General features: G+C 67.6%; 17 protein-coding genes and 4 CRISPR repeat arrays. Of the genes, 7 read left to right on the top strand and 10 right to left on the bottom strand.

Translation table 11 applies throughout. The annotated features are described in order from the left end of the window. Positions 1-14: 14 nt before the first annotated feature. The 8 genes from cmr1 to ABT324_RS09610 are packed head-to-tail and all read right to left on the bottom strand — an operon-like array spanning position 15 to position 8,404. On the bottom strand, positions 15-1,208 hold the full coding sequence (gene cmr1 / locus ABT324_RS09575) for a type III-B CRISPR module RAMP protein Cmr1 (RefSeq protein WP_351174383.1): 1,194 nt from the start codon (positions 1,206-1,208) through the stop codon (positions 15-17). Further along, a complete protein-coding gene (locus tag ABT324_RS09580) occupies positions 1,205-2,581 on the bottom strand; it encodes a hypothetical protein (protein WP_351174385.1) in 1,377 nt (458 codons plus the stop codon). The genes cmr1 and ABT324_RS09580 overlap by 4 nt, the downstream gene beginning before the upstream one ends. Before the next feature lie 2 nt (positions 2,582-2,583). Beyond that, positions 2,584-3,531: a hypothetical protein gene (locus tag ABT324_RS09585; protein WP_351174387.1), complete on the bottom strand. Its 948-nt coding sequence runs from the start codon at positions 3,529-3,531 to the stop codon at positions 2,584-2,586. Next, positions 3,528-4,388 (bottom strand): type III-B CRISPR module RAMP protein Cmr6, encoded by an 861-nt coding sequence (cmr6, locus tag ABT324_RS09590; RefSeq protein WP_351174389.1) that lies wholly within the window; start codon positions 4,386-4,388, stop codon positions 3,528-3,530. The genes ABT324_RS09585 and cmr6 overlap by 4 nt, the downstream gene beginning before the upstream one ends. After that, positions 4,388-4,771, bottom strand: a complete 384-nt coding sequence (locus ABT324_RS09595) for a type III-B CRISPR module-associated protein Cmr5 (protein WP_351174391.1) — start codon at positions 4,769-4,771, stop codon at positions 4,388-4,390. The genes cmr6 and ABT324_RS09595 overlap by 1 nt, the downstream gene beginning before the upstream one ends. Then, the gene (gene cmr4, locus ABT324_RS09600) at positions 4,771-5,706 is read right to left on the bottom strand and encodes a type III-B CRISPR module RAMP protein Cmr4 (protein ID WP_351174393.1); all 936 of its coding nucleotides are present in this window, start codon (positions 5,704-5,706) and stop codon (positions 4,771-4,773) included. Before cmr4 ends, ABT324_RS09595 begins: the two co-directional genes overlap by 1 nt. Beyond that, complete coding sequence (locus ABT324_RS09605) at positions 5,706-6,755, bottom strand: type III-B CRISPR module-associated Cmr3 family protein (protein ID WP_351174395.1); 1,050 nt, start codon at positions 6,753-6,755, stop codon at positions 5,706-5,708. Before ABT324_RS09605 ends, cmr4 begins: the two co-directional genes overlap by 1 nt. Further along, positions 6,752-8,404, bottom strand: a complete 1,653-nt coding sequence (locus ABT324_RS09610; protein WP_351174397.1) for a Cas10/Cmr2 second palm domain-containing protein — start codon at positions 8,402-8,404, stop codon at positions 6,752-6,754. The genes ABT324_RS09605 and ABT324_RS09610 overlap by 4 nt, the downstream gene beginning before the upstream one ends. Positions 8,405-8,951: 547 nt before the next feature. Next, positions 8,952-9,967: a CRISPR direct-repeat array (repeat unit 36 nt; unit sequence GTTTCTATGCCCGTGGCCGGGCGAGGTTGTGGCGAC). Positions 9,968-10,433: 466 nt separating this feature from the next. On the opposite strand from ABT324_RS09610, the gene cas4g/cas1g reads away from it, so the two are divergent. The 5 genes from cas4g/cas1g to ABT324_RS09635 all read left to right on the top strand — a co-directional run bounded on the left by cas4g/cas1g (position 10,434) and on the right by ABT324_RS09635 (position 18,178). Beyond that, positions 10,434-12,083: a CRISPR-associated endonuclease Cas4g/Cas1g gene (cas4g/cas1g, locus tag ABT324_RS09615; RefSeq protein ID WP_351174399.1), complete on the top strand. Its 1,650-nt coding sequence runs from the start codon at positions 10,434-10,436 to the stop codon at positions 12,081-12,083. A 5-nt stretch (positions 12,084-12,088) separates the two neighbouring features. Further along, complete coding sequence (cas2, locus tag ABT324_RS09620) at positions 12,089-12,376, top strand: CRISPR-associated endonuclease Cas2 (RefSeq protein ID WP_351174400.1); 288 nt, start codon at positions 12,089-12,091, stop codon at positions 12,374-12,376. 27 nt (positions 12,377-12,403) lie between these two features. After that, on the top strand, positions 12,404-13,156 hold the full coding sequence (locus tag ABT324_RS09625; RefSeq protein WP_351174402.1) for a hypothetical protein: 753 nt from the start codon (positions 12,404-12,406) through the stop codon (positions 13,154-13,156). 26 nt (positions 13,157-13,182) lie between these two features. After that, entirely contained in the window at positions 13,183-14,901 is a 1,719-nt protein-coding gene (locus ABT324_RS09630; protein WP_351174404.1) for a DEAD/DEAH box helicase family protein, read from the top strand. Between the two features lie 161 nt (positions 14,902-15,062). After that, a CRISPR array of direct repeats spans positions 15,063-15,623; the repeat unit is 36 nt; unit sequence GTTTCTATGCCCGTGGTCGGGCGAGGTTGTGGCGAC. A gap of 137 nt (positions 15,624-15,760) precedes the next feature. Continuing rightward, a CRISPR array of direct repeats spans positions 15,761-17,068; the repeat unit is 36 nt; unit sequence GTTTCTATGCCCGTGGTCGGGCGAGGTTGTGGCGAC. A 312-nt stretch (positions 17,069-17,380) separates the two neighbouring features. Then, on the top strand, positions 17,381-18,178 hold the full coding sequence (locus ABT324_RS09635) for an HAD-IIA family hydrolase (protein WP_351174406.1): 798 nt from the start codon (positions 17,381-17,383) through the stop codon (positions 18,176-18,178). 57 nt (positions 18,179-18,235) lie between these two features. Beyond that, a CRISPR array of direct repeats spans positions 18,236-19,718; the repeat unit is 36 nt; unit sequence GTTTCTATGCCCGTGGTCGGGCGAGGTTGTGGCGAC. Between the two features lie 279 nt (positions 19,719-19,997). On the opposite strand, the gene ABT324_RS09640 is transcribed toward ABT324_RS09635, so the two are convergent. Beyond that, entirely contained in the window at positions 19,998-21,206 is a 1,209-nt protein-coding gene (locus ABT324_RS09640; RefSeq protein WP_351174408.1) for a cytochrome P450 family protein, read from the bottom strand. A gap of 35 nt (positions 21,207-21,241) precedes the next feature. After that, positions 21,242-22,918 carry a prenyltransferase/squalene oxidase repeat-containing protein gene (locus ABT324_RS09645; protein ID WP_351174410.1) on the bottom strand — a complete coding sequence of 559 codons (1,677 nt, stop codon included), beginning with the start codon at positions 22,916-22,918 and terminating at the stop codon, positions 21,242-21,244. A gap of 849 nt (positions 22,919-23,767) precedes the next feature. Between ABT324_RS09645 and ABT324_RS09650 the strand changes: the two genes are divergently transcribed. Beyond that, positions 23,768-24,820 (top strand): aminotransferase class I/II-fold pyridoxal phosphate-dependent enzyme, encoded by a 1,053-nt coding sequence (locus ABT324_RS09650; protein ID WP_351174412.1) that lies wholly within the window; start codon positions 23,768-23,770, stop codon positions 24,818-24,820. A 2-nt stretch (positions 24,821-24,822) separates the two neighbouring features. Then, positions 24,823-25,821, top strand: a complete 999-nt coding sequence (locus ABT324_RS09655; protein ID WP_351174414.1) for a polyprenyl synthetase family protein — start codon at positions 24,823-24,825, stop codon at positions 25,819-25,821. The last annotated feature ends 125 nt before the right edge of the window (positions 25,822-25,946 follow it).

Consider the following 25,946-nt stretch of genomic DNA (forward strand, 5'->3'; position numbering starts at 1 on the left):
GTTGCCTCAGTCTTCTAGCTGTCCAATCGGCGTTCACCATCCAGCCAGTGATCCCACTGCGACTCGGCCAACTCGACAGAGGGCAGGTCGAGTTGGTGGTTCCCCGCAACACCTTTGCCCACCAGCCTGGCGTTCTTGGGCAACAGCCGGGCGTAGAAGATGTGCGTGAAGATGCCCCACTCACTCGTCGGGAGCCGCACCGGCCGCAGCCACACCGGTGATGCACGCCGAAGCTGTTCCCCACCTTCGTCCTCAGCAGATACCGTTCCGCTGCGGACTCGACCGCCACCCTTCGCGTAGTACCCGACAGGCAACCCGAGTGCCCCGATCGGATAGTCGTTGCGCTTCTTGTTGAAGAAGTCCGCCCATTCTGGCGTGCACACCGCTGGCACTCTTGCTGATTTGTTCTTTGGCCCCAAGCGAAAGTCACGCCACATCTGCCCGGCCAGGTCCAACGCCTCCGCCCAGGTCTGGCAGCGCTCCTCGAGCAGGACGCCACCCCACCACTTCGGAGCAAGCATGGGGCGTTCAGGCATCGCGTCACTGCGGGCCGCCGCCTCCCGCAGCCATGTCGACCACCCGGTTCGATGCTCATCCCGCAGCTCGGAAGGGATGGCAACTTCACCGAGAACGTTCCAGTCACGCTGTTCGGCCATAGCCTTGATCAGCGGATCTCCCGTCAGGTTCGCGACCTTGACGCACTGCAGCTGGCCGAATCCGCGTCGGACACGGGAACCGAGTCCGCCGTAGTTCAACCAAGCCCACATCGCGAGCAGGAATCGACTGTTGACCTGCTCATCGTCGGACAGGCGGACCCCCAGATCGAACTTCCCGCCCGGTGCGACGAAAGGCCGGAGCAGTCCCGTTCCATTCTTCCAGAGTCCTTGACCAAGCAGGTAGCGCAGGCCGTTTCCCCGACCACCGCGCAAATTGGTCCAGCCTGGTTGGCGCTTGCCCTTGACTGGGGGCTGACGGCTCACCCGCATCCGGATCGGCGAGGGATTGTGCGTGTCGCCGAAGACCTCTGACTCCTGCTTGGCCAATGTGGACAGGTCTTCGACGCCGTGACCTGTGGCGACCGCACGGAACCAGTACCGGAGCGCGCCACGAATCGACGGTACGCGGATGAGCGACTCCGGGCTCGTCTGGTCGTCGCCGCTGAACAGCGGTGTGACGACCTGCAGCTCGAACGTGGTCCACTTGGTCACGACGATCCTCCTCGACGATGGAGCCGACCAAGCGGTGCGGTCACCGGCTGGTCGTCCCACAGCAACTGGAGCGCGGTCCCGATGGCGAACGACCACCCGGTCAGGACCAGCAACGCTCCCGCTGGTGCCGCTGCTTCACCGCTCACCTGCGTATCTGGCCACATGCCGAGTGCTTTTGTGCACTCGGGGGTCAGGTGCCGGGGCTGCCACGCGGGTTGGTTCCACAGACCGCTCAAGCACTCGCCGTGTTCAGCGACCGCTGGAGCGACGAAGCCCAGCACCACGAAGCTGATCAGGAAGCTGTACGAGAGCCCGGTGATCCCGACCAGGAACCCACGGCGCACCGCTGGCCACCGTTGCTCATTGTGCAATCGGGATTCCAGCACCAGGTAGAGCAGCGCCGCGGCGGCGACGACAACCGCCGACTTCCACCCGTTCGGCGACGCCCACCACCTCGGCGTCAGGGCCAGCACAGCCGCAGTGCCAGCAGCCACCGTCGCGGGAAGCCGCAACAGCAGCAGCGCGTCCCAGCCAGACGGCAGCAACAGCGCGCCGATGAGCAGACCGCTCAGGAGCAAGCCGACTACCCACCGTTCCCCGTCCACATCCGGCCAGAACAGTGCCGCCGCTGCGACCAGCGCGCACCCAACCGGTACCCACGGGATGAGCTGGACCAGTAGACGCCCCGGACCGAAAGCGCGGGCCGCCGAGCGGACGTCACTGATCGGCAACCAGTGCAGCTCGACGACTCGGCCAGCGACCTCCCGGTGATCAGCTTTGAATCCGGGGGCGCCGGGGTCCGTGGAGTGGAGCGACAACGGCCCGGATCCCCGTCGCTTCGGCCACTGTTCCGTCAGCCAGAGGTGTTCCTCATCGAACTTCTTCAGGGCGTGTGCGCGCAGGTCCGACAACCACGGGTCGTTGTCGGCTGCGGCGAGGCACACCAACCACTCCTGCCTGGCGTTGCGCGCCCGCTCCAACGCATCAGACCGGTCGAGTTTCTGCTGGAGGACATCCGAGGGGTCCTGGAACAACTCAGCTCCCATGCCCGTGTCGGGGAGCCGGAACGGCAGGGTCCACACCAGGAATCGGAACCGCACTGCCAGGGCGCGCAACCGCACGGGGAACTGCTCGGTCGGGTACTTCTCCACCAGGGAAGCTAGATCGGCCAGCAACCGGTACTTCTCCGCCGCATCCGCACGTCCATAGCCGTCGATGAGCGTGGGGTTACGGAGCGCGTTGCCGATCTCGTCGGCGATTTGCCCGGTGAGCTCGCAATCCTTCAGGTCCCCTGGCCGCCGGACGGGCGAACGCCGAGCATCGTCCAGTACCAGAGCAGCGTTCTCGTACTCACGGAGCAGCTCCGCGAGCACACTCACGTCTCCCACAACGTCCTCGCAATGATCTTGCCCGCCGGAGTCAGGCCGCGCCGCCCACCGCGCAGCTCCTCGTACAGGTACAAGCCCACCAGGCCGTTGACCGTTCGGGGGTCGATGTCGACCTCACCGCCGCGGCTGGCTCGGGCCAGCTTCTCGATCCGCTCGAGCAGCTCACCCGTGAAGTGCGCGACCGGCAGCGCGACGAGGTTCGTGCTCTGCTCGTACAGGCAGAATGCTTCGACCAGCACCAACTGCTTCTTCAGGACAGTGGTGCGAACCGCTTCGGCCATCGTCAGGTAGTACGGCAACATTGCCTTGTACCCGCCGGACAAGTGGAACACGATGTTGAGTAGCGGGGTCGAGGACGGTTGCTCCAGCTGACGCGCGTATCGCACGACCAGACCGCCAAGACCGCCGAGGCCCAACCACGTCTCCTCGGGCAGTCCCTCCCGGGATGACAGGTCCAGACCGGGAATCCGGACGACGTGACACCCGCCGGGCTGCAGCGGGAAACCGTCCGCGGTGTGCGGGTCGTCCACGTAGCGGACTGGGACGCCCTCCTGCCGGTAGGAGTGCCCAAGGGCGGTGAGAACGGCAGCGCGTGATCCCTCTTCGGTGTCCGAGCCCACGAACACCCAGGTGTCCTGCCCCGCTTCCGGGAACTGCTCCGCGTACCGGTCCAGCGCGTACCATTCCGCACACACCTTCGGTTCGAGGGCCTCCAGCGCCAGCCGCGCCGCCGCATGGTCGGCGCCGAGGACGGAGTCAGGTACGTCGACGACCTCCCCTGGCCCGGCCCGCAGCTCGCGCCAGACATCCCGATTGCCGAGGACGCCACGGAGGACAGGATGCCCGATCCCCCTGCCACCGCTGCCCTTGGGCTTGCCCTCCAGGCGGTTCAGCAGTGAGATCCCCACCGGTACGATGTGCAGGCGACTGGTCACGACAGGTTCTTCACCTCGCAGTAGCCATAACCCGCCGCCGTCTTGCCGCCGAGACCGCGGTCATCCAATCCTTCCTCCAGGTACTTCCGAAAGTCGGTGACGTCGGTCGTGTTCCCGATCAACACGGTGCTGAAGCTGGTGGTGCCCACCGCCAGGAACCGGACCGGCACCGGGCTGTGGTACTCGGCTGGCTGGGTCTCGACCTCCTTGTGCGGGTCGTTGACCTCCTTGTAGTACTGCACCTGGTGCGGTGTCAGCACGTCGACGACCAGATCCGGCTTGGTCATGGGCAGCGCGTCGAGGACGACCACCCCTCCTTGTTCGGCATCCTGGTCGGGGTCCACCGGGCGTGGTGATCCGAACAGCCTGACCATGGTCTCGGTGTCGGCAGGATCGTCGGGGTCGGCGGCCTGCGCCGCGGCGAGGCCCTTCAGCCCCGACGCGGGCCAGATCGGCACTCCGTAGGTGCGGGAGAAGGTGAGCCCAATCTCGTAGTTGTCATCCCCACCGTGACCGACCACCACACGCCACATTGGCTTGATCACGACCTCTTGCGCCACGCGCCCGGACCGCTCCGCCAGGGCGCGCGCGGCCGCGAGTCGACGCTGGTGCACGGCGGGCAACATCGCGTCGTCCAGCTCGGCGGAGGTGGCGACGACCTGCTTGAGGTGCTTGAGCTGCCCGTCGGGGTCCGGCGTCAGCGTGCCACCGTTGCTGCGGTTCCCGACCCACATGCCGGTGAACACCAACGCAGGGTTCGGGCCACCACGCGGGCATTTGACGGGCAGGTACTGGTCGACCCCATCAGCCCGGCCCCGGGCATGCGCCGAGGCGGGGAGTCGCGTGTAAACGGGCATCAGTCGTCTCCCGGCGCTTTGCGCGCTGAGCCGATGCGGCTCATCCACACCGCGAGCTCCTGCGCTCGACGCTGCGCGACCACGTAGTTCTCGTTGGGCGCCTTGATCAAGGCATCGAGAACTCTCAGCGGGTCACCGGATTCGAGGTCGAGCCGAATCACCGCTGCCGCTTCCTCCAGCAGCTTGTGAGCCACCTTCCAGTACCGGTCGTCCGCGTTCGCCTGTTTGGCCTTGGACAGCAGGTAGGTCGCGGCCATGGCCAAGCCGTTGTTGTGGATCAGGACCGGCACAGACCGCAACACGGTCAACAGCTCGCGATCCACCTGCGGCGGGAGAACGTCGGCCGCCGCCACCGCCAGTCCCTGGTCGAGTCGCTGGACCATCAGCGCGGCCCCTTCGAAAACTCGGCGGCGAAGGCGTTGCGCAGCGACGCGGCGTCGTGGACCCGGCACCAGAACAGGCCCTTGCCGATCGTCTCGTCGCCACCGAGCTGCAACGGCTTGCCGTCGAGCAGCTCCGTCAGCGAATCGAGCGCCTTCGACGTTCCGGCCAACAATGCGGTGAGGACGCTCTCGGCCGGCAGGTGCTCGGAGTAGAACAGGTTCTTCGCCGTCTTCTTGTCTGGATCCAGCTGGACCCGGGGCACGACGTCGGTCCCGGTGCTCGACAGTTCGCTGAGCACGCCATCCGCCACGTAGAGGACGTCGCGTGAGAGCTTGTCCTGGGTGTAGCCGAAGACCGCGCTCTCCGGGCAGCTCAACTTAGCCAGTGCCGCAGCCCACTGCTCGACCAGACCGCGCCTCTCCACGCGAAGCACGTTCGGGCCGATGACCTGCTGACCGCCCTCCCAGTCCTTCGTCCCGAAGGCACCTCCGCCGGGATTGGGCGGCGGCGTCGGGAGATCGGTGTCGGGCGCGGTCAGCGCGGCCTTCCGGATCAGTCGCGAAACCAGCTGTGGGGAGGTCGCCCACGCGTAGGTGTTGATCAGGGTCGGTGCCGGGAACAGCAGCAGCTGGGCGTCGCCGAACGACACATGCCCCTTGACCAGCTCACCCGTCCCGTCGCCGTCGTCGGCTTGGCCGTCGTCGCCCGGCGTGCCGGGTGGCCGGGAGCCGAAGACCAACTTCTCCTGGCCCGACGGGTCCCACCCGGCGTCGCGGGCCGCGTCGCGCAACGCGCCCTTGAGGCTCTGCCCCCACACCACGGGCAGGCCCGTGGACGCCTCCCGCTGGATGGGGAGGTCCACAACCCCGGTGGATTCGCTGCCCCCTGCGTGGATGGGGGTTTCCGCGAACAGCACCAACAAACGTCGTTCCACTACCAACTCCCGGTCAAGCAGGTGCCGAAACCCGCTGTGGCGATGCGTGATTCCCCGTTGCTGCCGCTTTCTCCCTGTGCGCCAGGCGGCAACAGGGTGCCGTGCCATTGGCCGGACCACCGGCGAGCGTCAGCTTCGCTGTCGAACTGCAGGTAGTAGACGGTTCCTGCGGGCACCGCCCAGCGCAGCAGCCGCGTATCCCCGAACTTCCCGCGTCGCGACGCACTGGCGATGGGCGCGGGGCCGGTGAGCGCGACCGCGCACAGCCGGGCCTCCGGCGGGTGCCAGAAGACGTCGTTGAGCAGCGCTGGCGTCGCCAGGTACGCGGTCAGCCGCCCGTCCGGGAACCGCTCCGCGGCAGCGGGGAGCGGGTTTCCGCCGTGTTCCCGCACGTGTGCCAGCCGTCCCCGCCCACCGATGGGCGCCAGGTCGTTGCGCACGGTCAGCGCCTTGTCGTCCTGGCAGCCCACGAGGAATCGTGTGCCGTCCTCGACGCGCAGGTGGTTCGCGAGGTAGAGCATGCCTTCGGCCGCGGTGTCCCGGTGTTCGCCGAACCACTCCCGCGCCAACCCGAGCCGTGACTCCTGCGTCCACGGTTCCGAGCACAGGTAGTCGTCCTGGTCGTCGAAGTCCAGCACGGAACCCGGGGCGAACTCACCCGACAGCCAGGCTTGCAGGCCCTCGGCGGTGATCCAGCTCCGCTCAGGACTGCCCTCGCCGTCGAGGACGTGGCTGAACCGGTGCTTCGCGTCGAGGTCGCTGACCACGCCAGCAGGCCGTTCGATGACGTCAAGCCGTGCCGTCTCCCCGTTGTCGTTGCGGACCAGGTCGGCCGGTGCGGGAAACCGCTGGCGCCCCGCGACGTCCACGACAGGTCCGACGATCCGGTGCTTCACCTTCCCACCGAGCGCGTGCCCAACCACGCCCCCGAGCGTCGAGGGCGGCGGAGCGACGGCCTCACCGCGTCCGGTCTGGCCCGCGTCGAACGCCCGCCCGTCGCGCACCATGAGCGTGTCCAGCGGTTCCACCGCCAACCATGTCGTCTTCACCGGCACTCCTGGGCGAGGAAACGGGCGACCAACGTCGACGGCACCGGGTCGAACCTGGGCGCCTCACCCGGTGCGCGGCGCTCCTGCTCCCCCAGCTTGATCACGGCGTCGGCGACCGCATCGGAGCCCCCTTGCCTGGTGACCAGCCGACGCACCTCGGCATGAGCGGTCTCCCGCACCTCGGCGCGGGAATGCGCGGCGAGCCGGTTCAGCTCGTCGTGATCTCGCTCCAGGTGGCTGGCGAGCCTGCCGGAGAAGTCGGCATCCGGAGCGATCGCGTCCAGCAACTCGGCGGTGTTCTGCCCTTCGCCCGGATACCACGGCTGAACGGTTCGAGCTCGCTCACCACCCCGGCGCAGCACGACCACACCCAGTGCGTTGCGCTGCTCGCCGGCTGCGCCTTCGGCGTCCTTGGTCTGGTCGAGTGCGCGTTGGGCCGTGGCGATCGCTTCGCGCAGCGGACTGGTCATGTGGCTGAACACCACCGCGGTCGACGCCGTCACCTCGCGCAGCGCGGGCGTGTTCTGCAGATGGGCATGGGTGAGCGCGCGGACCGCAGCGGCCAAGGACAACGCGGTTCTCGCCGGGGCGAAGGCCAGGAAGTCGTCACCACCCGCGAACACCGGCACCCCCAGGTACTCAGTCGCCGCACTCAGCTCACGCTGGGCGGAGCCGAGTTTCGTCAACGCCCGTGACGCGGCACGTTGATCCGCCAGTCCGAGGTCACCGAGCTTCTTCCCCAGCCGGTCCAGGTCTTGCACGACGATCGCGAAGTACGGCGTCATCTTGGGAACACCGTGCTCACGCGCGAGTTTCCCGATCCGGGAAGCGAGCTTCCGCCCCGCCGATGCTGGTTCGTGGGCGTTGTCGCCGTACTCCTCCCGCAGCACCCGTGGTTCCCACGCGTCCGGACTGATCAACGTGCCGAGGGATGTCGACAGCGCTTCCAGGTCCGGTGGCACGGTAGTCGGCAAGCCGGCATGCTTCACGCCATCCGGCGGAGCCAGCTCCAACAGCCGCCGCACCAGCGGAACGAGCTCGCCACGCAGCTCCGGGCTTTCCTCCGCCCGCCGGATGAGCTGATCCCGGAACCAACTGGAGGCGATGACCGTGGTGGCGGGGAAACGATTGCCTGGCCCGTAGAGCGTGTTCCCCACGTGCCGCTTCACCCACCCGGCGGCCGACAACTTCTCGCGGCGTTCGTGCTTGGGCACGCTCATCGCACCGGGACCACGCGGCACGGGAACCGAGGGCAACAACGGGGACTGGGCGCACAACGCCCTGCTCGTCGTCCGGCTGACCTCGAACCACCGAGTCCGCTTCCGCTGGTCCAGCGCACGCGCCGCAGCCGACCACAGCTCCCGGTACGCATCGCCGCTGATCTCACCCGCAACGCTGACCCAGGCCAGGTCGGGCATGCCAGGGGTGGGCGGGGTGGACCCGTGAGTCCCTTCCACCAGCGAGGACCATTCGCGATGAGCTTCCTCGACAGCGTCCTCCGCCACCGCAGCACCGGTGTTCAGCGGTGCCAGGTACACGATCTTGTTGCTGATCCCGACGGGCACGCGCTGACCATCATCGATCAGCGCATCCGGATGCGGCATGACCAGGCCATACGGCTCGTCGTGCCCGGAGAGGGCGTCGCGCACCCGCGCTGCCGCAGCGGCCACGACCTTCCTCACCACGGTGCTCGCACCCGCCGCGTCGGCGGTCTTCCGGGATTCGCTGATGAACGGCTGCACCCCGCCGACGGTCAACATCACCAAGTCGCCCCGCACAGCGGACTCGCGCTCGGGATCGCTCACACCGCCCCCAGCGGACCACGCTCAGCCCAATGCGTCCCCGAGCCAGCCGTGGTCGAAAACCCTGACATGCGGTTTCCCCCAAAACAGGGGAAAGTGCGCCGTGCGCGCCCCACGCAACACCCTCCACAAACCCTGCGCTCGCTGCCGCCGATCAAGCTAGCAGGAGCCGCCCACCAGCTCCCCAACTTTCCCAGGAAAAGAGCCGCCCAATCCGCAAGGGCACCCGTCCAACCAACGCCCCCAGAGTCCTGACCAGGAGAAATGTTCCCCTTCCGTGCATTAGGCCATTCGGGTGCACTTGCCACCAAAACTGCGGACCCCTATACCCACGGCCAGGCGAGGCTGTGGCGACCATGAACCGCAACACGGCGATCGCCCTCATGACCGCCACGTTTCTATGCCCGCGATCGGGCGAGGTTGTGGCGACGCTCCGGCTGAGCTGGAGGCGGAGCGGGCTGCGCTGGTTTCTATGCCCGTGGTCGGGCGAGGTTGTGGCGACACGTGCTGAACCCCGCCGACTACAAGCGGTGGACGGACCGGGGTTTCTATGCCCGGGGCCGGGCGAGGTTGTGGCGACCGCCCTGGTGGAGCGGGCGCTGATGTGGTCGATCGTGAGGTTTCTATGCCCGGGGCCGGGCGAGGTTGTGACGACACGCGCGGGGTGCCCTCGCGCCGGGGCGCCTCGGTTTTGGGGTTTCTATGCCCGGGGCCGGGCGAGGTTGTGGCGACCTGGTCTGGGTTCGCGGCCGGACGAAACGCCGATCTGGGGGTTTCTATGCCCGTGGCCGGGCGAGGTTGTGGCGACTCGTGTGGACCGACGCCGCCTGCCCAGGCGGTGACCGAGTTTCTATGCCCGTGGCCGGGCGAGGTTGTGGCGACCTACCCAGTTGTGCACCACGAAGGTGAAGGTGTCTGCACATGTTTCTATGCCCGTGGCCGGGCGAGGTTGTGGCGACAGGAGTGGCTGGAGGACAAGCTCAACGGTGAACTCCCGTTTCTATGCCCGTGGCCGGGCGAGGTTGTGGCGACGCAGCTCGACGCGGGCAAGCAGGAACCGGTGATGGTGCGGTTTCTATGCCCGTGGCCGGGCGAGGTTGTGGCGACCCGCGAGAACTACGCGCACCTGCCCGGCGCGGAGAACTGGGCGTTTCTATGCCCGTGGCCGGGCGAGGTTGTGGCGACCACCCGCACTCCTCGCAACACAACACCGGGTCCGCTGACCGGTTTCTATGCCCGTGGCCGGGCGAGGTTGTGGCGACTATCGCGTCCGTGCAAACTGTGCAAAGATGTTTTGCAGTTTCTATGCCCGTGGCCGGGCGAGGTTGTGGCGACCCGGAGGCGGTAGCAGCGGGGGAGAAGCGAGGCCTGCTGGTTTCTATGCCCGTGGCCGGGCGAGGTTGTGGCGACCGCTTGCGTTTCGCGCAGGCGGTGACCTGCGGGATTGTAGATCGTTTCGCGCGCCTGGGCAATGGAGATCGAGATTTCGGCATCCAGCTCGGACAATGGATCACCGCAGGGCGCGTGATCTGGGCGAACACCGTTGCGAGCGCCTCCTCACGGCCAACCTCGAACCGAGCCGCTCGCAACGAGTGAATTCTCGGGCTGGGCGAGCCCAGGACGGCCGACTTATCACCGTGTCAACGGACCTGGGCGAACCCGACGTCACTTCGTGAGACGACCGCGGTTTCCGTCTCCGTCACCTACCGGTACACCACGATTCTCAGGCCCATCGGAGACAACAGGATTATCCCGGCCGGGCACTTGCGGTAGCGGAGGAGAGAACCATCGGGGGACTTCCAGAGTTGCCGCTTGCGGCGCATCCTGCGGCTTGTTCGGGGAGCAAAACCGGACCTGGCTGCAAGAAAGTGATCGTGTGGAAGACCTGTTGCCCCTTGGTGCTCGTGCTCTCGGTGACTTCCGATTCTGCGAACGCCTGTTCCACCTGCAGTATGCCCCAGGCTACCGACTGGACACCGAGGAGATGAGACTTGGGCGTCACGTCCACTCCTCCGTAGATGTTCCCACCGGACAGGAGCGACCTGCTCACCGTATCACCCCGGACGGGTGGAGGGCCCGTTCTTGCGCTCTGTCCTCTGCAGAGCCCAAGCTGACGGCCGTCTGCGACGTCGTCGAAGCGGTCGATGGGCGCGTTCGTCCCGTGGAAGTTCGCAAGGGAGCACCACGGCCCGATGGGACTCCCTGGCCGGACCACCGCATACAACTCATGGCACAGATCGTGCTTCTGCGGCAGCGCGGCTACGACTGCGCCGAGGGCTACCTCTGGTACGACTCCGTTCGCAGACGTGTCCGTGTCCCGTGGACGCCAGAATCCGAGGCCGAACTGCGCCGCACCATCTACGAGGCCCGGATGCTGGTTGATCAGCCGACGCCACCACCTCCGCTCCAGCACAGCTCGAAGTGCGCGCTCTGCGCGATGCTCCCGATCTGCATGCCGGACGAGATCAACGAGCTCACAGACCGGACCGCGGAGAAACCCAGACGCCTGCTGGCTCGTGCTCCCGCTCGAGACCCGGTCTACGTCGCAGAACCGGGCTCCACCGTCGGAGTTCGCAGTGATCGCTTGGTCGTCAGCAAAGGTCAGGACAAGCTGATGAGCGTCCGGCTTCGAGAGGTGTTACACCTCGTCGTCTCTGGCCCGGTCACCGTCACGAGCCAGGCCGTGCACGCGCTCGCCGATCAGGGCAGCCCGCTGGTGTGGACCTCGACCCGCGGCAGCCTCAAGGTGGTCGGTGTTCCGACGCTCGGCAAGCACGTCGAGCTCCGCCGACGTCAGTTCACCAGTTCACCGGACCAACTACTGGACATCGCCCGCCGGATGATCGCCGGGAAGATCCGAAACTGCCGCACGATGCTCCGCCGCAACCCACACCTTGACGACCAGGATCTTCTCGATCGGCTCGATGCCGATGCTGCCCGTGCTCAGCGCGCTCCGACGCTGAGCACGCTGCTCGGCATCGAAGGGGCAGCGGCCCGCACCTACTTCACCGGCTTCGCGCGTTCGTTGCGCAGCGATCACCGCCTTCCGGGGCCATCGTTCCAGGCCTCAGGACGCACCCGCAGGCCACCGGAGGATGCCGTGAGCTGCCTGCTCTCCTTCCTCTACAGTCTGCTGGCCAAGGACGTCATGACCGCCTGCTACGCGCTCGGCCTGGACCCGTACTGGGGTTGCTACCACCAGCCACGTCGCGGTCGCCCCGCGCTCGTCCTCGACCTGGCCGAGGAGTTCCGTCCTCTGGTCGCGGACTCGACGGCGTTGACCCTGGTCAACAACCGCCAAGCCCGCCCAGCCACGTTCCACGTCCACCCGATCTCCGTAGCGCTCACGACGGCCGGTCGACACGAGGTCATCAATGCCTACGAAAACCGCCTGACGACCGAGATCCGCCATCCGGTCTTCGGGTACCAGGTCACCTATCGACGCGCCATCGAGATCCAGGCGCGGCTGTTCGCAGCCTGCCTGATGCGCGAGATCTCCCACTACACCGCTTTCACCAGCAGGTGATCACGATGCTTCGACGCCGCTACCTGGTCGCGTACGACATCCGATCGCCCCACCGGCTTCGCCGGGTCGCCAAACGGATGGAGGACTTCGGCGACAGGGCTCAGTACTCGGTGTTCCTGTGCGACCTCACCCGCGCCGACATCGCCGACATGACCTGGGCGCTCGGCCAGATCATCGACGCGACAGCAGACCGGGTTCTGATCGTCGACCTCGGGAAACCCGACGACACGAGCCGATTCGAGTTCCTCGGACGTCGACAACCGATGCCCGCAACGGGAGCGCGGGTGGTGTGAATCTCACTCGCGAGGGAGGAAGGAATCATGCCCACGCACAACGACGTCACCACAACCACTTTCGTCCCACCCTACAACCTCACCTTCAACGTGTTCATGTCCAGCCTCGATCGAATGGCAGAGGACAACGAGCTCCCCTCAGTCATCGACCGCAGCTACCTGAACTGGATGCCCGGAACCGTGCAGTCGAACTACCTCGCCCTGTTCCGGCAGGCAGGACTCATCGACTCGAATGATGTTCCCACGGAACTGCTCCACGAAGTCGTCTACAACCAGGACGCGCGCCCGGCCGTGCTCGAAAGGCTCGTGCGCAAGCACTACGCACCGGTTCTCGACCTGCCACTCAACTCCACCGCGCAACAACTCCTCGACACCTGGCGCGAATCCTTCGGCCAGAGCGGTGAAACCCGGCGCAAGGCGATCCGGTTCTTCATGCAGGCCGTCAAGTTCTCCGGGATCCAGGTCAGCAAGAACTGGGAGCGCAACGCCGACAAGATCAGTCGGCAAGCCCCGCCGTCGCGGCCGAGGCGCTCCCGCGCTCCGCGAATCCCGCAACAGGCGAGCGCACCCGAGTCGACGTCGCGGCCCACCGAGGTCGTCACCCTCGCCGAAGGGGCGGGGAAGCTCAGCCTCGGCGTCGAGATCGACCCACTGAAACTCACCGAGGAGGACCGCAAGTTCGTCTTTGGCATCATCGACACCATTCGCAACTACCGCGACGCCCACCCCGAGAACCAGCTCGACGACACCTCCCGTGAAACCGACAGCGACACCGAGTGAAACCACCCAGCAAGAAGGAAAACCTCATGTCCAGCTACGGACGTGACCCGAAGCGCCGCGCCGACCGGCAGCAACGCGCGCACCTGTACGAAGAGGCAGGTGGCCGGTGTCAGCGGTGCGGCGCCGAGCTCGGGCCCGACTACCACGCAGCACACCTCATCGCCCATTCACACGGCGGTGCCACCGACCTCCCGAACCTGGAGGCGTGGTGCCCGACGTGCAACCTCCGGTTAGGAAACCGCGACGCGGCCCCGATCCCCGGCCTCCGGCTCCGGCCCTGGCAGGCCGCCGCGCTGCCCGTGATCGCCGACCGAACCTTCCGGAACGGCGCCGCCACACTCCAGGCCGCTCCGGGCGCAGGAAAGACGATCTTCGCCGCACTGCTGTTCCGCGCACTGTTCGACGCAGGGCTCATCGAGCGAATCATCGTCGTGGTGCCCAACACCGCGCTGGTCTGGCAGTGGCGATCAGAGCTGGCGCGGCTGGGGATTCACCTAGATCCACACCCGACGGATGGTGCGCTCGAGGCCGATGGACTGGTCGGCGTGATCGTCACATACCAATCCCTTCCCACCTACGCGCGCGTGCACGCGACCCGGATGCGGCAGCGGACGACCCTGCTGGTGTTCGACGAAGTCCACCACGTCGCGAATGAGGCATCGTGGGGGAAGGCCGTGCGCCGCATGGTCGGCGATGTCGCCGCGGGCGAGGTCCGCGCGGGCGCTGTGCTCAACATGACCGGAACCCTCTTCCGCTCCGACCCGCGCCGCCGCATCTCGACCGTTCGGTATCGACGGGTGATCGTCAATGGCACGCCCAGGCTCCAGGCCCTCAACGACTGGGCCGTGTCCACGCGCGATCTCATCGGTACCGAACTCCGCGCACCCGATCTCTACCGCTACGGAGGACAAGCCGAGTACATCGACCTGTCTGACAGAATTCCGGGCACCAGCAAGCAGATCGCGGACCTGGAGGAGCACGAGCGCACCGCGCTGCTCCCGCAGGTACTGGAATCTCCGGAGTGGATCGACCGCTTCGCAGCCGAAGCGGTGCGGTTGCTTGAGAAGCAGATCGAGGCTCTCGACCACGTAGAGCACCTGAAGTTGCTCTTCGTCGCACCCACCATCGTCGTGGCACGTCACGCGGCACGCGCGCTGAACAAGGTCACCGGCACCGACTTCGCCCGCCTGGTCGTCTACGACGAACCCGACGCCCTCACCAAACTCCGCACTGCCCGTGACGAACCGCGGTCCTGCGGGATCGTCACGGTCCGCATGGTCACGGAAGGCTTCGACTGCCCGCAGATTTCCACCATTGCCTACGCCTCGAACATCGTCGCCCCGCTGTTCGTGTCCCAGATGATGGCGCGAGCGATGCGCCTGACCACAACCGAACGCGAGACCGGAAACCACCTGCCGGCGAACATCCTGATCCCGGACCACCCCGTGATCCGCGAGGCATTCGCCGACGCCGTCCGCGATGCCTGCCCGCTCACCGAGGAGACCGAGCCAGAACTGCGCGGTCCTGCACCGGAACCCACCCGATCGGACCGCTACGACCTCATCAGCATCGACGACCCACACCTGCGCGGAATCGACATCCTCGACCTCGACCAGACAGTGTCCCCTTTGGAACACAAGAACGCGACCTCGATGTGCGAGACCATCGTGGTCCCCACCACCTACGCGGCCCGACTGGCGGTCGCCTTCCGCCTACACGACGAAAACCACGGAAACCCCGCCTGAAACGACCATCCCGCTTCAACCGCCACACCCGAGCACCGTTGGGGCGACCGGCTTGCACCACGAGCGCAGCGACACCGGAAGTAACCAGGTCCTACGCCCGTGGTTGACGAGGTTGTGGCGATTCCTTCTCACTCGGTCAGGAGCCTGTCGAATCCGTCCTCGTTTCTATGCCCGTGGTCGGGCGAGGTTGTGGCGACAACGTTCGGCCTGCGGGAGCACTAGATCCCGAAGGCAATCATGTTTCTATGCCTGTGGCCGGGCGAGGTTGTGGCGACACCTGATCTCCACCCGCATTGCCTACGGACACGCCGTTTCTATGCCCGTGGCCGGGCGAGGTTGTGGCGACCGCAAACACGACTGCTGGAGGCGGCGGGTCAAGAAATGTCGTTTCTATGCCCGTGGTCGGGCGAGGTTGTTGCGACTGCAGGAGATGCCGCTGAGCGACGAGCTGGTGTCCGGGTTTCTATGCCCGTGGTCGGGCGAGGTTGTTGCGACTGGGTCCGCGCTCGGATTCACCGCGCACACGATCGCCGAAGTTTCTATGCCCGTGGTCGGGCGAGGTTGTGGCGACGTCACGCTCACGCTCGTGCGCCCGGATCTGGATCTGGTGGTTTCTATGCCCGTGGTCGGGCGAGGTTGTGGCGACGTCGCTGACAACCTTGGGTGCGATGAGTACGACCTTGAGGTTTCTATGCCCGTGGGCGGGCGAGGTTGTGGCGACGCGGGTCAGAAACAATGTTTTCGTGCGGGAAACGGTGTTTCTATGCCCGTGGGCCGGGCGAGGTTGTGGCGACCGGCACCTACGAGACTGCTGCCTCGACCAACGGCGGGAGGTGACGCTCCCGGCCCGAAGTGCGTTGTTTCTATGCCCGTGGGCGGGCGAGGTTGTGGCGACCTGGAGCGCCTCTACCAGCGCAATCGGGAACCGCTGGTTTCTATGCCCGTGGGCGGGCGAGGTTGTGGCGACCGGTTGGCAACCTGCGTAAGGCCGCTGACGACGAGGAAGTTTCTATGCCCGTGGGCGGGCGAGGTTGTGGCGACGGACCCAGTGGGATCCGAGTCGAGCAGGACCGTCAAGTTTCTATGCCCGTGGGCGGGCGAGGTTGTGGCGACTTCTAGATTGACGGGCGCTGTGCACGCGCGTTGGGGTTTCTATGCCCGTGGGCGGGCGAGGTTGTGGCGACCCCAGGGTATCTCCTCTCAACGTGGCACCGTCGCCGGGGCGTTTCTATGCCCGTGGGCGGGCGAGGTTGTGGCGACGAGCTAGCACATCGGAGCTTCAGAAATCGGCGAAACAGGTTTCTATGCCCGTGGTCGGGCGAGGTTGTGGCGACCCCCCCGACCGTCACCGCTGAGGTGTTCCACAACTGAGAACGTTTCTATGCCCGTGGTCGGGCGAGGTTGTGGCGACACTCCGAGTATGCGCACGTGAACGCAACTCGGGCACGGGGTTTCTATGCCCGTGGTCGGGCGAGGTTGTGGCGACCTTCGGCTACTGCTTCCGATGCTGGAACGCCCTCGACGAGAGGTTTCTATGCCCGTGGTCGGGCGAGGTTGTGGCGACCCCCCCGACCGTCACCGCTGAGGTGTTCCACAACTGAGAACGTTTCTATGCCCGTGGTCGGGCGAGGTTGTGGCGACACTCCGAGTATGCGCACGTGAACGCAACTCGGGCACGGGGTTTCTATGCCCGTGGGCGGGCGAGGTTGTGGCGACTTCGACGCGACGATGGTCATCCGCATGGACGCCGGGGCGTTTCTATGCCCGTGGTCGGGCGAGGTTGTGGCGACCTTCGCGGCGACGGCGGTGGTCACGGCCGCACCCGCGAGGTTTCTATGCCCGTGGTCGGGCGAGGTTGTGGCGACTCCCTGACGAAAGGACGCTCCTGTGTCTGTCGTGTTGAGGTTTCTATGCCCGTGGTCGGGCGAGGTTGTGGCGACGTCCCCCGCGTGCTGCTCGACCTGGTCTTCGACACGGCCCCGGTGTTTCTATGCCCGTGGTCGGGCGAGGTTGTGGCGACCCGGAGGGGCCCCCAGTGAACCTCAACTACGACCTTGACGTTTCTATGCCCGTGGTCGGGCGAGGTTGTGGCGACCGAAAAAGACCTGGTCAAGCTGACCGACACCACGGGTTTCTATGCCCGTGGCCGGGCGAGGTTGTGGCGACCGCTCTCGTTTTTCGTGGTCTGCGACCTGCGGAATCATAGATCGTTTCGAGCGGTTGGGCAATGGAGATCGTCATATCGGCCCCCAAAACCGGCAGGGGATCATTGTAGGCCATGTGACCTGCATAAATGCGGTTTCGAGCGCCTCCTCACAGCCTGGTTCGAACCGGGCCGCTCGCTGGGCGCGTACAGGTTGGCCCACTACGAGCTCGGCAGTGTACCGAGAGTGGGCGACGACGGCGCCCGCGGTGCACACCTGTTCGAACAAGCCTGATCGGTGGGCCGACTTGGGGTGGGTGGCGGATCATTGGGGTCATGGTCGATGTGGTGCCTTGGACCTACTTGATGGACCTCAATGGTGTGCTCATGCGGGACGAGGAGCACGTGGTTGAGGGCGCGGGCGAGTTCCTGGCCGCTTTGCGGTCGCGTGGAATTCCGCACCTTGTGTTCACCAACGACTCGGTTGAGACCCCGCACGACCAGCGGGCTCGGTTGCTGGGTTGCGGGTTGGACGTGCCTGAGGAGTCGATTTGGACTTCGGCGCTGGCCACCGCGCAGTTCCTCGACCAGCAGCGCCCCGGCGGCACCGCCTACGTCGTCGGCGAGGCCGGGCTGACCGCGGCGCTGACCGACGTCGGCTACCAGCTCACCGACGACGCCCCGGACTACGTCGTGCTCGGCGAGACCCGAACGTACAGCTTCGCCGCCATCACCACGGCCATCCGGCTCGTGGAGGGCGGCGCTCGGTTCCTGGCCACCAACCCCGACGAGAAGGGGCCGGGGCGGGAAGGGTCACTGCCCGCGACGGGGGCGGTCGCGGCGCTGGTTGAACGGGTGACCGGGCAGACGCCGTACTACGTCGGCAAGCCGAACCCGCTCATGATGCGCTTCGCGCTGCGAGCCCTCGGAGCGCACTCCGAGCACACCATCGTGCTCGGCGACCGCATGGACACCGACATCCGCTGCGGCATGGAATCAGGGATGCAAACCATCCTCGTCCTCTCCGGCCTCTCCAAAGCCGACACAGCAACACAGTTCCCCTACCAACCAACCAAGATCATCGAATCCGTCGCCGACATAGCCGACCACGTCGACGACCCCTTCCCGGACTGACCGGGCGAGCGCTCCCACCGAGCACTCGCCTCTTATGGCCAACGGTTCCGACAAGTCTGCGCTATGCGCGTGGTCAGGCGAGGTTGTGGCGACTGGCCAGCGACTACGGCGTGACATCCGCGCTGGTCCGGGCGTTTCTATACCCGTGGGCGGGCGAGGTTGTGGCGACGCTCACCACCTGAGTCGCACTCGGCCGGACATCCCATGTTTCTATGCCCGTGGGCGGGCGAGGTTGTGGCGACCACCGAGGCCGCCGAGACGGACGCGGACGCTGAACAGCAGCAAGTTTCTATGCCCGTGGGCGGGCGAGGTTGTGGCGACCAGCGCGCACGATCGACGTCCACGACACCTACCTGCAGGCCTGGCACCTGTTTCTATGCCCGTGGTCGGGCGAGGTTGTGGCGACGTGCCCGGGAGGCCTTCGTCGACGAGCACCAGGACGAGCTGGTTTCTATGCCCGTGGTCGGGCGAGGTTGTGGCGACGCGGCTGGGGCTGAGCACGGACGCGGAGTACATGCTGTCGTTTCTATGCCCGTGGTCGGGCGAGGTTGTGGCGACGCGGCTGGGGCTGAGCACGGACGCGGAGTACATGCTGTCGTTTCTATGCCCGTGGTCGGGCGAGGTTGTGGCGACGTGCGCCTTGACCTGGTCCGCCTTGCTTGCCAGCACCAGCTGTTTCTATGCCCGTGGTCGGGCGAGGTTGTGGCGACCTGGCTTCAGTACAACACCTGGAACCGCAACGAACGCCCCGAGTTTCTATGCCCGTGGTCGGGCGAGGTTGTGGCGACTGCTGACAGCTTCGGCAACATGGCTATGAGCGTGGTGTTGTTTCTATGCCCGTGGTCGGGCGAGGTTGTGGCGACCTGCAGCTCGACGCGGGCAAGCAGGAACCGGTGATGGTGCGGTTTCTATGCCCGTGGTCGGGCGAGGTTGTGGCGACGCGGCGATCTGCTCGGTGCTCGAAGTCGCCGACAACGTTTCTATGCCCGTGGTCGGGCGAGGTTGTGGCGACCTGGACCACCAACAACTACGGCTACACCAACAAGACGACCAGTTTCTATGCCCGTGGTCGGGCGAGGTTGTGGCGACACGGCAACGTCTACAACTGGACCGACCTGTGGCCCGACGGTTTCTATGCCCGTGGTCGGGCGAGGTTGTGGCGACCCGTGCACTAACCCGAGAACGTCACCGCCCGCAGCGAATCGTTTCTATGCCCGTGGTCGGGCGAGGTTGTGGCGACGGTACTTCCTGGACGCAATCTCCAGGATATCCCCGATGTTTCTATGCCCGTGGTCGGGCGAGGTTGTGGCGACGACGAGCTGGACGACCGGACGCTGGACTGGTTGGCTGACGAGTTTCTATGCCCGTGGTCGGGCGAGGTTGTGGCGACTCCCCGGCACCGAGTTGACCCATGGGAGCCAGAAGTGACGTTTCTATGCCCGTGGTCGGGCGAGGTTGTGGCGACGTTCCCATTCATGCAGACATCATGATCGAGGGGGAGGACGTTTCTATGCCCGTGGTCGGGCGAGGTTGTGGCGACCGCTCTTGGTTTTTTGGGGGTGGTGACCTGCGGGATTGTAGATCTTTTCGAGGGGGTGGGCAATGGAGATCGGGATTTCGGCGTTCGGGTTGGGCGGGCGATCACCACAGGGTGGGTGACCTGGGCGAACGCCCTTGCGAGCGGCTCCTCAGGGGCAACCTTGAACCGAGCCGCTCGCACGGTGTGCGTCTCACCGGTCTGGACCGGTTCGATGGTCTTGGTCGGCGCTTGATGGGTGCGCCCGCATTCGAACGCTCACCGGGGCTGAGTCGCCTGGGGTCAGCCCCCGACCCGGGGGCCGAGGAGTACCGGGAGGGTGCGGGGGGCGTGCACGTGGACGCTGCGGCGGAAGGTCAGGTCGGCTGGGTCCGCCACGACTCGGAGGTTCGGGAAGCGGTGGAACAGCACGGACAGGCCCACCTCCCCCTCCAGGCGCACCAGGGCTGCGCCCAGGCAGCGGTGGATGCCGTAGCCGAAGGCCAGGTGGCCTGTGGTGTTGCGGTCCGGGTTCAGCACGTCCGGGTCCTCGAACCGGGACGGGTCGCGGTTGGCCGCTCCCGTCGACAGCATGACCGAGGCGCCACGGGGAATCGCGACGCCACCTATCTCCAGGTCCTCGGTGGCGAAGCGCAGCGAGGCGTTGAGGGCCGGGGAGAGCCAGCGCAGCAGCTCCTCGATCAGCGACGGGACCTCCGCCGGTCTGGTGAGGCGCTCGCGGGCGGCATCATCTTTCACCAGGGTGCGGACGCTGTTGGTGATGAACACCGCGGTGGTCTCGTGACCGGCCATCAGCAGGAGCATCGCCATCGCCACGATCTCCAGGTCGGAGAGCCGGTCGCCCTCGTCGGAGGCCGTGATCAGGGCGGAGAGCAGGGCCGCGTCCGGGGCTTCGCGCTTCGCCGCGACCAGGCCCTCCAGGTAGGTGGCCATCTGGGCGGAGGCGCGCTGCAGCTCCTCTTCGGGGCATTCGTCGATGAGGATGGTGGACAGGCGGGCGAACTCGTCGCGGTCGATCTCGGGGACGCCGAGCAGCTCGCTGATCACCACCATCGGAAGCGTGATCGCGTAGCGCGCCACCAGGTCGACCGGCTCGTCCTCGGGCAGGTCCGCCAGCAGTTCCTCCGCCACGGCCTTCACTCGCGGGCGCAGCTCGGCGATCCGGCGGGCCGTGAACGCTTGGGTGACCAGGCTCCGCAGCCGGGTGTGCTCCGGCGGGTCGAGCGAGGTCAGCATGTGCGACATCGGGGCGGGCAGGCCGGGTGGGGCGGACGCTCGCTCCTCGGCGGGCAGCGTGGAACGCCAGTCCTTGGCCAGCCGGGCGTCGGCGAGCCCCGCGCGCACGTCGGCGTAGCGGGTGACCAGCCAGGTCCGGCCGCCCTCGAAGTCGACCTCGCGGACCGGGCAGGTCTCGCGCGTGCTGGCCAGCGCCGCGTGCGGGTCCTGCCAGTAGTGCTCGGTGAAGGAATCCTCTTGCGTCGGACCGGTCATGGGTTCTTCGTTCCTCCAAGTGCCCTGGTCTGGGGTCAGCGCACCGCGTCGCGGTAGCGCCCGAGTGCGCGGAGGGCCATGCCCTGGGTGAACGCCGGATTGCTGTAGCGGCTCACGTGGCGCACGTACTCGTGGACGCTCTCCGCCTGCCACCCGCCTCCTGGCTTGCGCTGCTCCAGCAGCCAGTCGACCCCGGGGCGCACCTCGGACGGGTCGGCGCCCGCGGCGAGCAGGCCCGAGATCGCCCACCCGGTCTCCTCGACGGTCGCGGGCGCGCCGTGCCCGTCGCCCCACGAACCGTCGGACAGCCGGGCGCGTTCCAACCACGCCCTCGCGCGGCGGGCGGTCGGGCCGTTCGCCTCGCCGACCCGGGAGAAGGTTTCGAGCACGGCGGCGGTGGCCATCGTGTGGTGCCGGTACCACACCGATTCGAAGGCACCGTCCGGGAGCTGGGCCTTGGCCAGCCAGCGCAGTGCGCGGCGCACCCGGCGGTCATCCGGCCGGACGCCCGCGTCGAGCAGGGCGTCGACGGCCTGCACCGTGGTCATCGGGCACGGCCCGCTGTTGGCGACCTTGGTGTTGCGCACGCACAACCCCCAGGAACCGCGGGTGTCCTGCACGCGGGTCAGCCAGTCCACTCCCCGCTCGATCGCCTTCGCCTGCTCGTGACCGGGCAGGCGGCAGAGCACGGACAGGATCTCGCCCGTCTCCAGCGTCGAGGGCCAGCCCTCGGTGCCCGCCCAACCCCAGTAGCCCGGTGGGCACCCGAACGCGAGGAACGGGCGGTGCTGCTGGAGGCGCACGAACAAGCTCACCGACGCAGCCAGCCTCGGGTCCTCGGCAAACCCGGCCTCGGCGAGGCCGCGCGCGGCGTACATCGTCCACGCCGCGTCGAGCGGTCCGGTCTGCCACCAGCCGTCGGGGTGCATGGTCCGGCGGAACCAGCCGACCGCGGCGGAGACCATGTCCGGAGCCAGGTCCGCGCGGGCCAGGCCGGTGCACACCAGGCCGGTGACCCAGGCGTTCTCGCACCAGGCCCCGGTCGAGCCCTCGTGCTCATAGACCTGCCGGATCGCCTTCAGCGCACCCGGTTCCCCCAAGCGGGCCAGCACCTGCTGGAAGCGCGTGAGGGGCTTGTGCCGGGCTTGGCCGAGGCCCAGCGCGAACGCCATCGGGATGCGCAGGTCGAACAACTTGCGGTACAGGCCCGGCCACAGCGCCACCTCCAGCGGGAAGCGGCGCATCTCCTCCGGGGCCAACCAGCCCACGAACCCGTAGTACTGCCGGCACCACGCGACGACCTCGGGGTGCGGGATCGCGTCCAACCCGCCGAAGTCGGCCATCCAGCGCCGCCCGGCGCGCACCGACTCGGCGCTGCCCTCCGGGTCGACGAGGTGCAGCACGGCCGAGCTGACCGCCGTCGGCCCGGCCTCGCTGGCCAAGCCGGGAACCATCGCCCAGCCGCCGTCGTCGTTCTGGGTGCGCCGGAGCCACCCCGCGCCCGCGGCGATCAGGTCGGCGCTGCCCTCCGGGTCGGCGTAGTGCAGTGCGGACAGCGCGCCGACCGTCCCGAGGGTCGAGGTCAGGTTGTCCTCGCTGTAGTCGAACACGCCGTCAGCTCGTTGAGCGACGAACAGCGCCTCCGCCCCTTCGCTGATCGCTGCGTCGAGCGCGCCGGTGAACGGGTCGGGGTCGGCCTGCACCGTCGTCATCCGGATTCCTCCAGCCCGGTCGTGGTGTTCGGCGGCCCGTGGAGGCACGGCAGCCGAAGGGGGAACGTCCTCGGGTGGCGGCGCAACCGATCCGGTGCAACGCCACTGATCACCGGAAGCACCGCGCCGCGCCGCAATCGATCTTGGTGCGTTTCCCACCATACTCGGCAGTCCCCGGCTCGGCCAAGCCTCCGCACGGCACCGGACCCGCGGCCGCATGTCCGGATTTCCTTGTTCCGCCAGTGTTTTCGCCCCTGACGAAAACACGCCAATCGTCCACTGCCACCCGGGCGGCGTGTACCGCGTGACCCGGATTCCCTTCCCTGCGCTCAAATGAGCACCTCCGACCCGCGGGACCACGTCCACCCGGCAGCCGCATCCCACCCTGTCAGGGGCAGTTCCAGGTTGTTGAGCCCCGGTGTCGCTCGGGAAACATCTCTGCTCGTTCACGCACCAGCCGGTGCCGACTCGTTGACACGGTGGCACCCGCCCGGTGTAATCAAGATCGCCATCACAAGTCCTCGACGACCAGACGAGTCCGCCCTGGCCCGCACCGCAGCAGGACATTGGCCACCCCTCCCCGAATCGACCGGACGGGCACGCGCGCCCGGATCCGGGCGGTTCACCCGGGTGGAAGGAGTGAACTTGGAGATCGCACGCCACGGGTTGTCCGCTCTCGACACGGTCGCGCTCGCCGCCACCCACCGCAGACCCGTCGAGCGCCACTGACCCGCGATCCCGACGTTCCCCGTTGCGGTCAAGCCTGTTCGCCTAACGCTGCGCCAGCAGCCGGACCCGATCTACCTGCGCGGCCACGAGCGCGCGCACGTGATGAACGGAGATCAGCCAGTGACTACCGCCCGGCACCAATTGTCCCTGAACGAGAACTTCTCGGCGCAGCTGCCCGGCGTGCGCGAGGCCATTGTGGACGGAGCCGGTCGGGTCAACCTGACGCTCGACGCGATGTCCACCGGGTTGACGCAGGCCATCGCCGGGCACCTCGGGGTCGATGCCGCGCGGGTGTTCGTCGGTCCCGGGTCGGGGGCGCTCCTGCAGCAGTTCCTCACCGCCTTCGCGGGCGGCGGGGAGGTCGTGCACGCGTGGCCGTCGTTCGAGATGTACCCGCTGCTGGTGCGCGCGGCAGGCGCCGAGGCCGTGCCGGTGGCGCTCCGGGAGCACTCCCACGACCTGCCCGCGATGGCCGACGCGGTCACCGAGCGGACCAGGGTCGTGCTGCTGTGCAACCCGAACAACCCGACCGGGACCGTGGTCAGCGACGACGAGCTGCGGGCCTTCCTTGACCGCCTGCCCGACGACGTCCTGGTGCTGATCGACGAGGCCTACGTCGACTTCGCCGACCCGTCGGCCACCGCCAACGGCATCCGGCTCGCTGGCGCGGACCCGCGGGTGTGCGTGGTGCGCACCTTCTCCAAGTCCCACGGGCTGCTGGGGCTGCGCGTCGGCTACCTGGTCGCCGACGAGGCGGTGGTCGCGAAGCTGCAGCCCGGATCCTACTTCTTCCGGGTCAGCACCGTGGCTCAGGACGCCGCGATCGCCGCGCTGCGGGCCGAGGAGGTCATGCGGGAGCAGTGCGCGCAGGTCGCCGCCGAGCGGGACCGGGTGCACGCGCAGCTGCGAGAGCTCGGCCTGCCGGTGCCCAGGAGCCACGCCAACTTCCACTGGCTGCCGCTCGGTGAGGACAACGACGCGTTCGTGCGGTTCTGCGCGGCCGGTGGCGTCGAGGTCCGCGCGCTGGCCGGTGGCGCCGGGGTCCGGGTGACGGTCGGGACCCGCGAGGCCAACGATGCCGTGCTGGACCTGGCTCGGCGCTTCCTTCGCGGCGACGCGCCACCGGGCGACGAAGCCCAGGTGCAGCACTCCGCCTCCGGCGAACGGGCGTGACGATGACCAACACCGAAACCCGCGCCGGGTTCACCTCCCCCGAACTGACCGAGCTGCTCAGCGGCGAGATGCGCAAGCGGTGGTCGGCGGCCGCCGAGCGGACCGAGCAGATGGCCGGGTACGCGCTGCTGGCGCCCGGCAAGCTACTGCGGCCGATGCTGCTGCTCGCCTCGGCGGAGGCCACCGGAGGCGACAGCACCCACCTGCTCCCCGCCGCGCTGGCCGTGGAGTACCTGCACGTGGCGACGCTGGTGCACGACGACATCATCGACGACGACGAGCTGCGCCGGGGCCGCCCCACCGTGCACGCCCACTACGGCACGTCCGACGCGCTGGTGGCGGGTGACTTCCTGATCCTGAACATGGTCAGCACACTCGCCGAGTGCACCGCCGTGCCACCGGAGGCGGTGCTCGAAGCGGCGCGGGTCCTGGCCACCGCCGGATCGGACGTCTGCCGGGGGCAGGTCCGGGAGGCCGGGCTGGTCGGCGACCTGGACTGCCCGGTCGAGGACTACCGGGAGATGGTGCGGCTCAAGACCGGCGCGCTGTTCCGCGGTGCCTGCCGGGCCGGGGCGGTCCTCAGCGGTGCGACGCGGGACCACGTCGAGGCCGCCACCCAGTACGCCGAGCACCTCGGCCTGGGCTTCCAGATCTTCGACGACCTGCTGCCGTACCTGGCGGCCTCCCCCACCACGGGCAAACCGGCCACCAGCGACGTCGCCAACATGCGCCCGACGTTCCCGGTGCTGGTCGGCTACCAGTCCGCCGACCAGGCCGACCGGCGGCAGTTCGTCGAGGCGCTCTCCGGCCGGATGCCCGCGGCGGAGTCGCACCAGGTCATGCGGGAGCTGCTGGTCACCACCGGGGCCCTGGACCTGAGCCGGGCGCGCGCGGCGGACGAGATCCTCGAAGCCCGCGAGAGCATCGCGGGGTTGCCCGGCACGGCGGCTGTCGACCTGATGCTGGCCATCGCCGACCTGTCCGTCGACCGGAACCGGTAGCGATGCGCGGCGGATGGGCGGCGACGCGCCGGGTGTTGTGGGCGCACGCGCAGACCTGGCGGCCCTACACGCTCTGCTACCCGGTGCTGGTGGGCGTCGCGGGGGCCGGTACCGGCGGCGCCGCC

The sequence above is a fragment of the Saccharopolyspora sp. NPDC000359 genome (assembly GCF_040300525.1).
In the GTDB taxonomy this organism is placed as follows: domain Bacteria; phylum Actinomycetota; class Actinomycetes; order Mycobacteriales; family Pseudonocardiaceae; genus Saccharopolyspora.

Coding starts and splice junctions, on each gene's coding strand:
- cmr6 (WP_351174389.1), bottom strand. CDS start 4,388: ATGCCCGTTTACACGCGACTCCCCGCCTCGGCGCATGCCCGGGGCCGG.
- ABT324_RS09595 (WP_351174391.1), bottom strand. CDS start 4,771: ATGGTCCAGCGACTCGACCAGGGACTGGCGGTGGCGGCGGCCGACGTT.
- cas2 (WP_351174400.1), top strand. CDS start 12,089: ATGCTTCGACGCCGCTACCTGGTCGCGTACGACATCCGATCGCCCCAC.
- ABT324_RS09625 (WP_351174402.1), top strand. CDS start 12,404: ATGCCCACGCACAACGACGTCACCACAACCACTTTCGTCCCACCCTAC.
- ABT324_RS09630 (WP_351174404.1), top strand. CDS start 13,183: ATGTCCAGCTACGGACGTGACCCGAAGCGCCGCGCCGACCGGCAGCAA.
- ABT324_RS09635 (WP_351174406.1), top strand. CDS start 17,381: ATGGTCGATGTGGTGCCTTGGACCTACTTGATGGACCTCAATGGTGTG.
- ABT324_RS09640 (WP_351174408.1), bottom strand. CDS start 21,206: ATGACCGGTCCGACGCAAGAGGATTCCTTCACCGAGCACTACTGGCAG.
- ABT324_RS09645 (WP_351174410.1), bottom strand. CDS start 22,918: ATGACGACGGTGCAGGCCGACCCCGACCCGTTCACCGGCGCGCTCGAC.
- ABT324_RS09655 (WP_351174414.1), top strand. CDS start 24,823: ATGACCAACACCGAAACCCGCGCCGGGTTCACCTCCCCCGAACTGACC.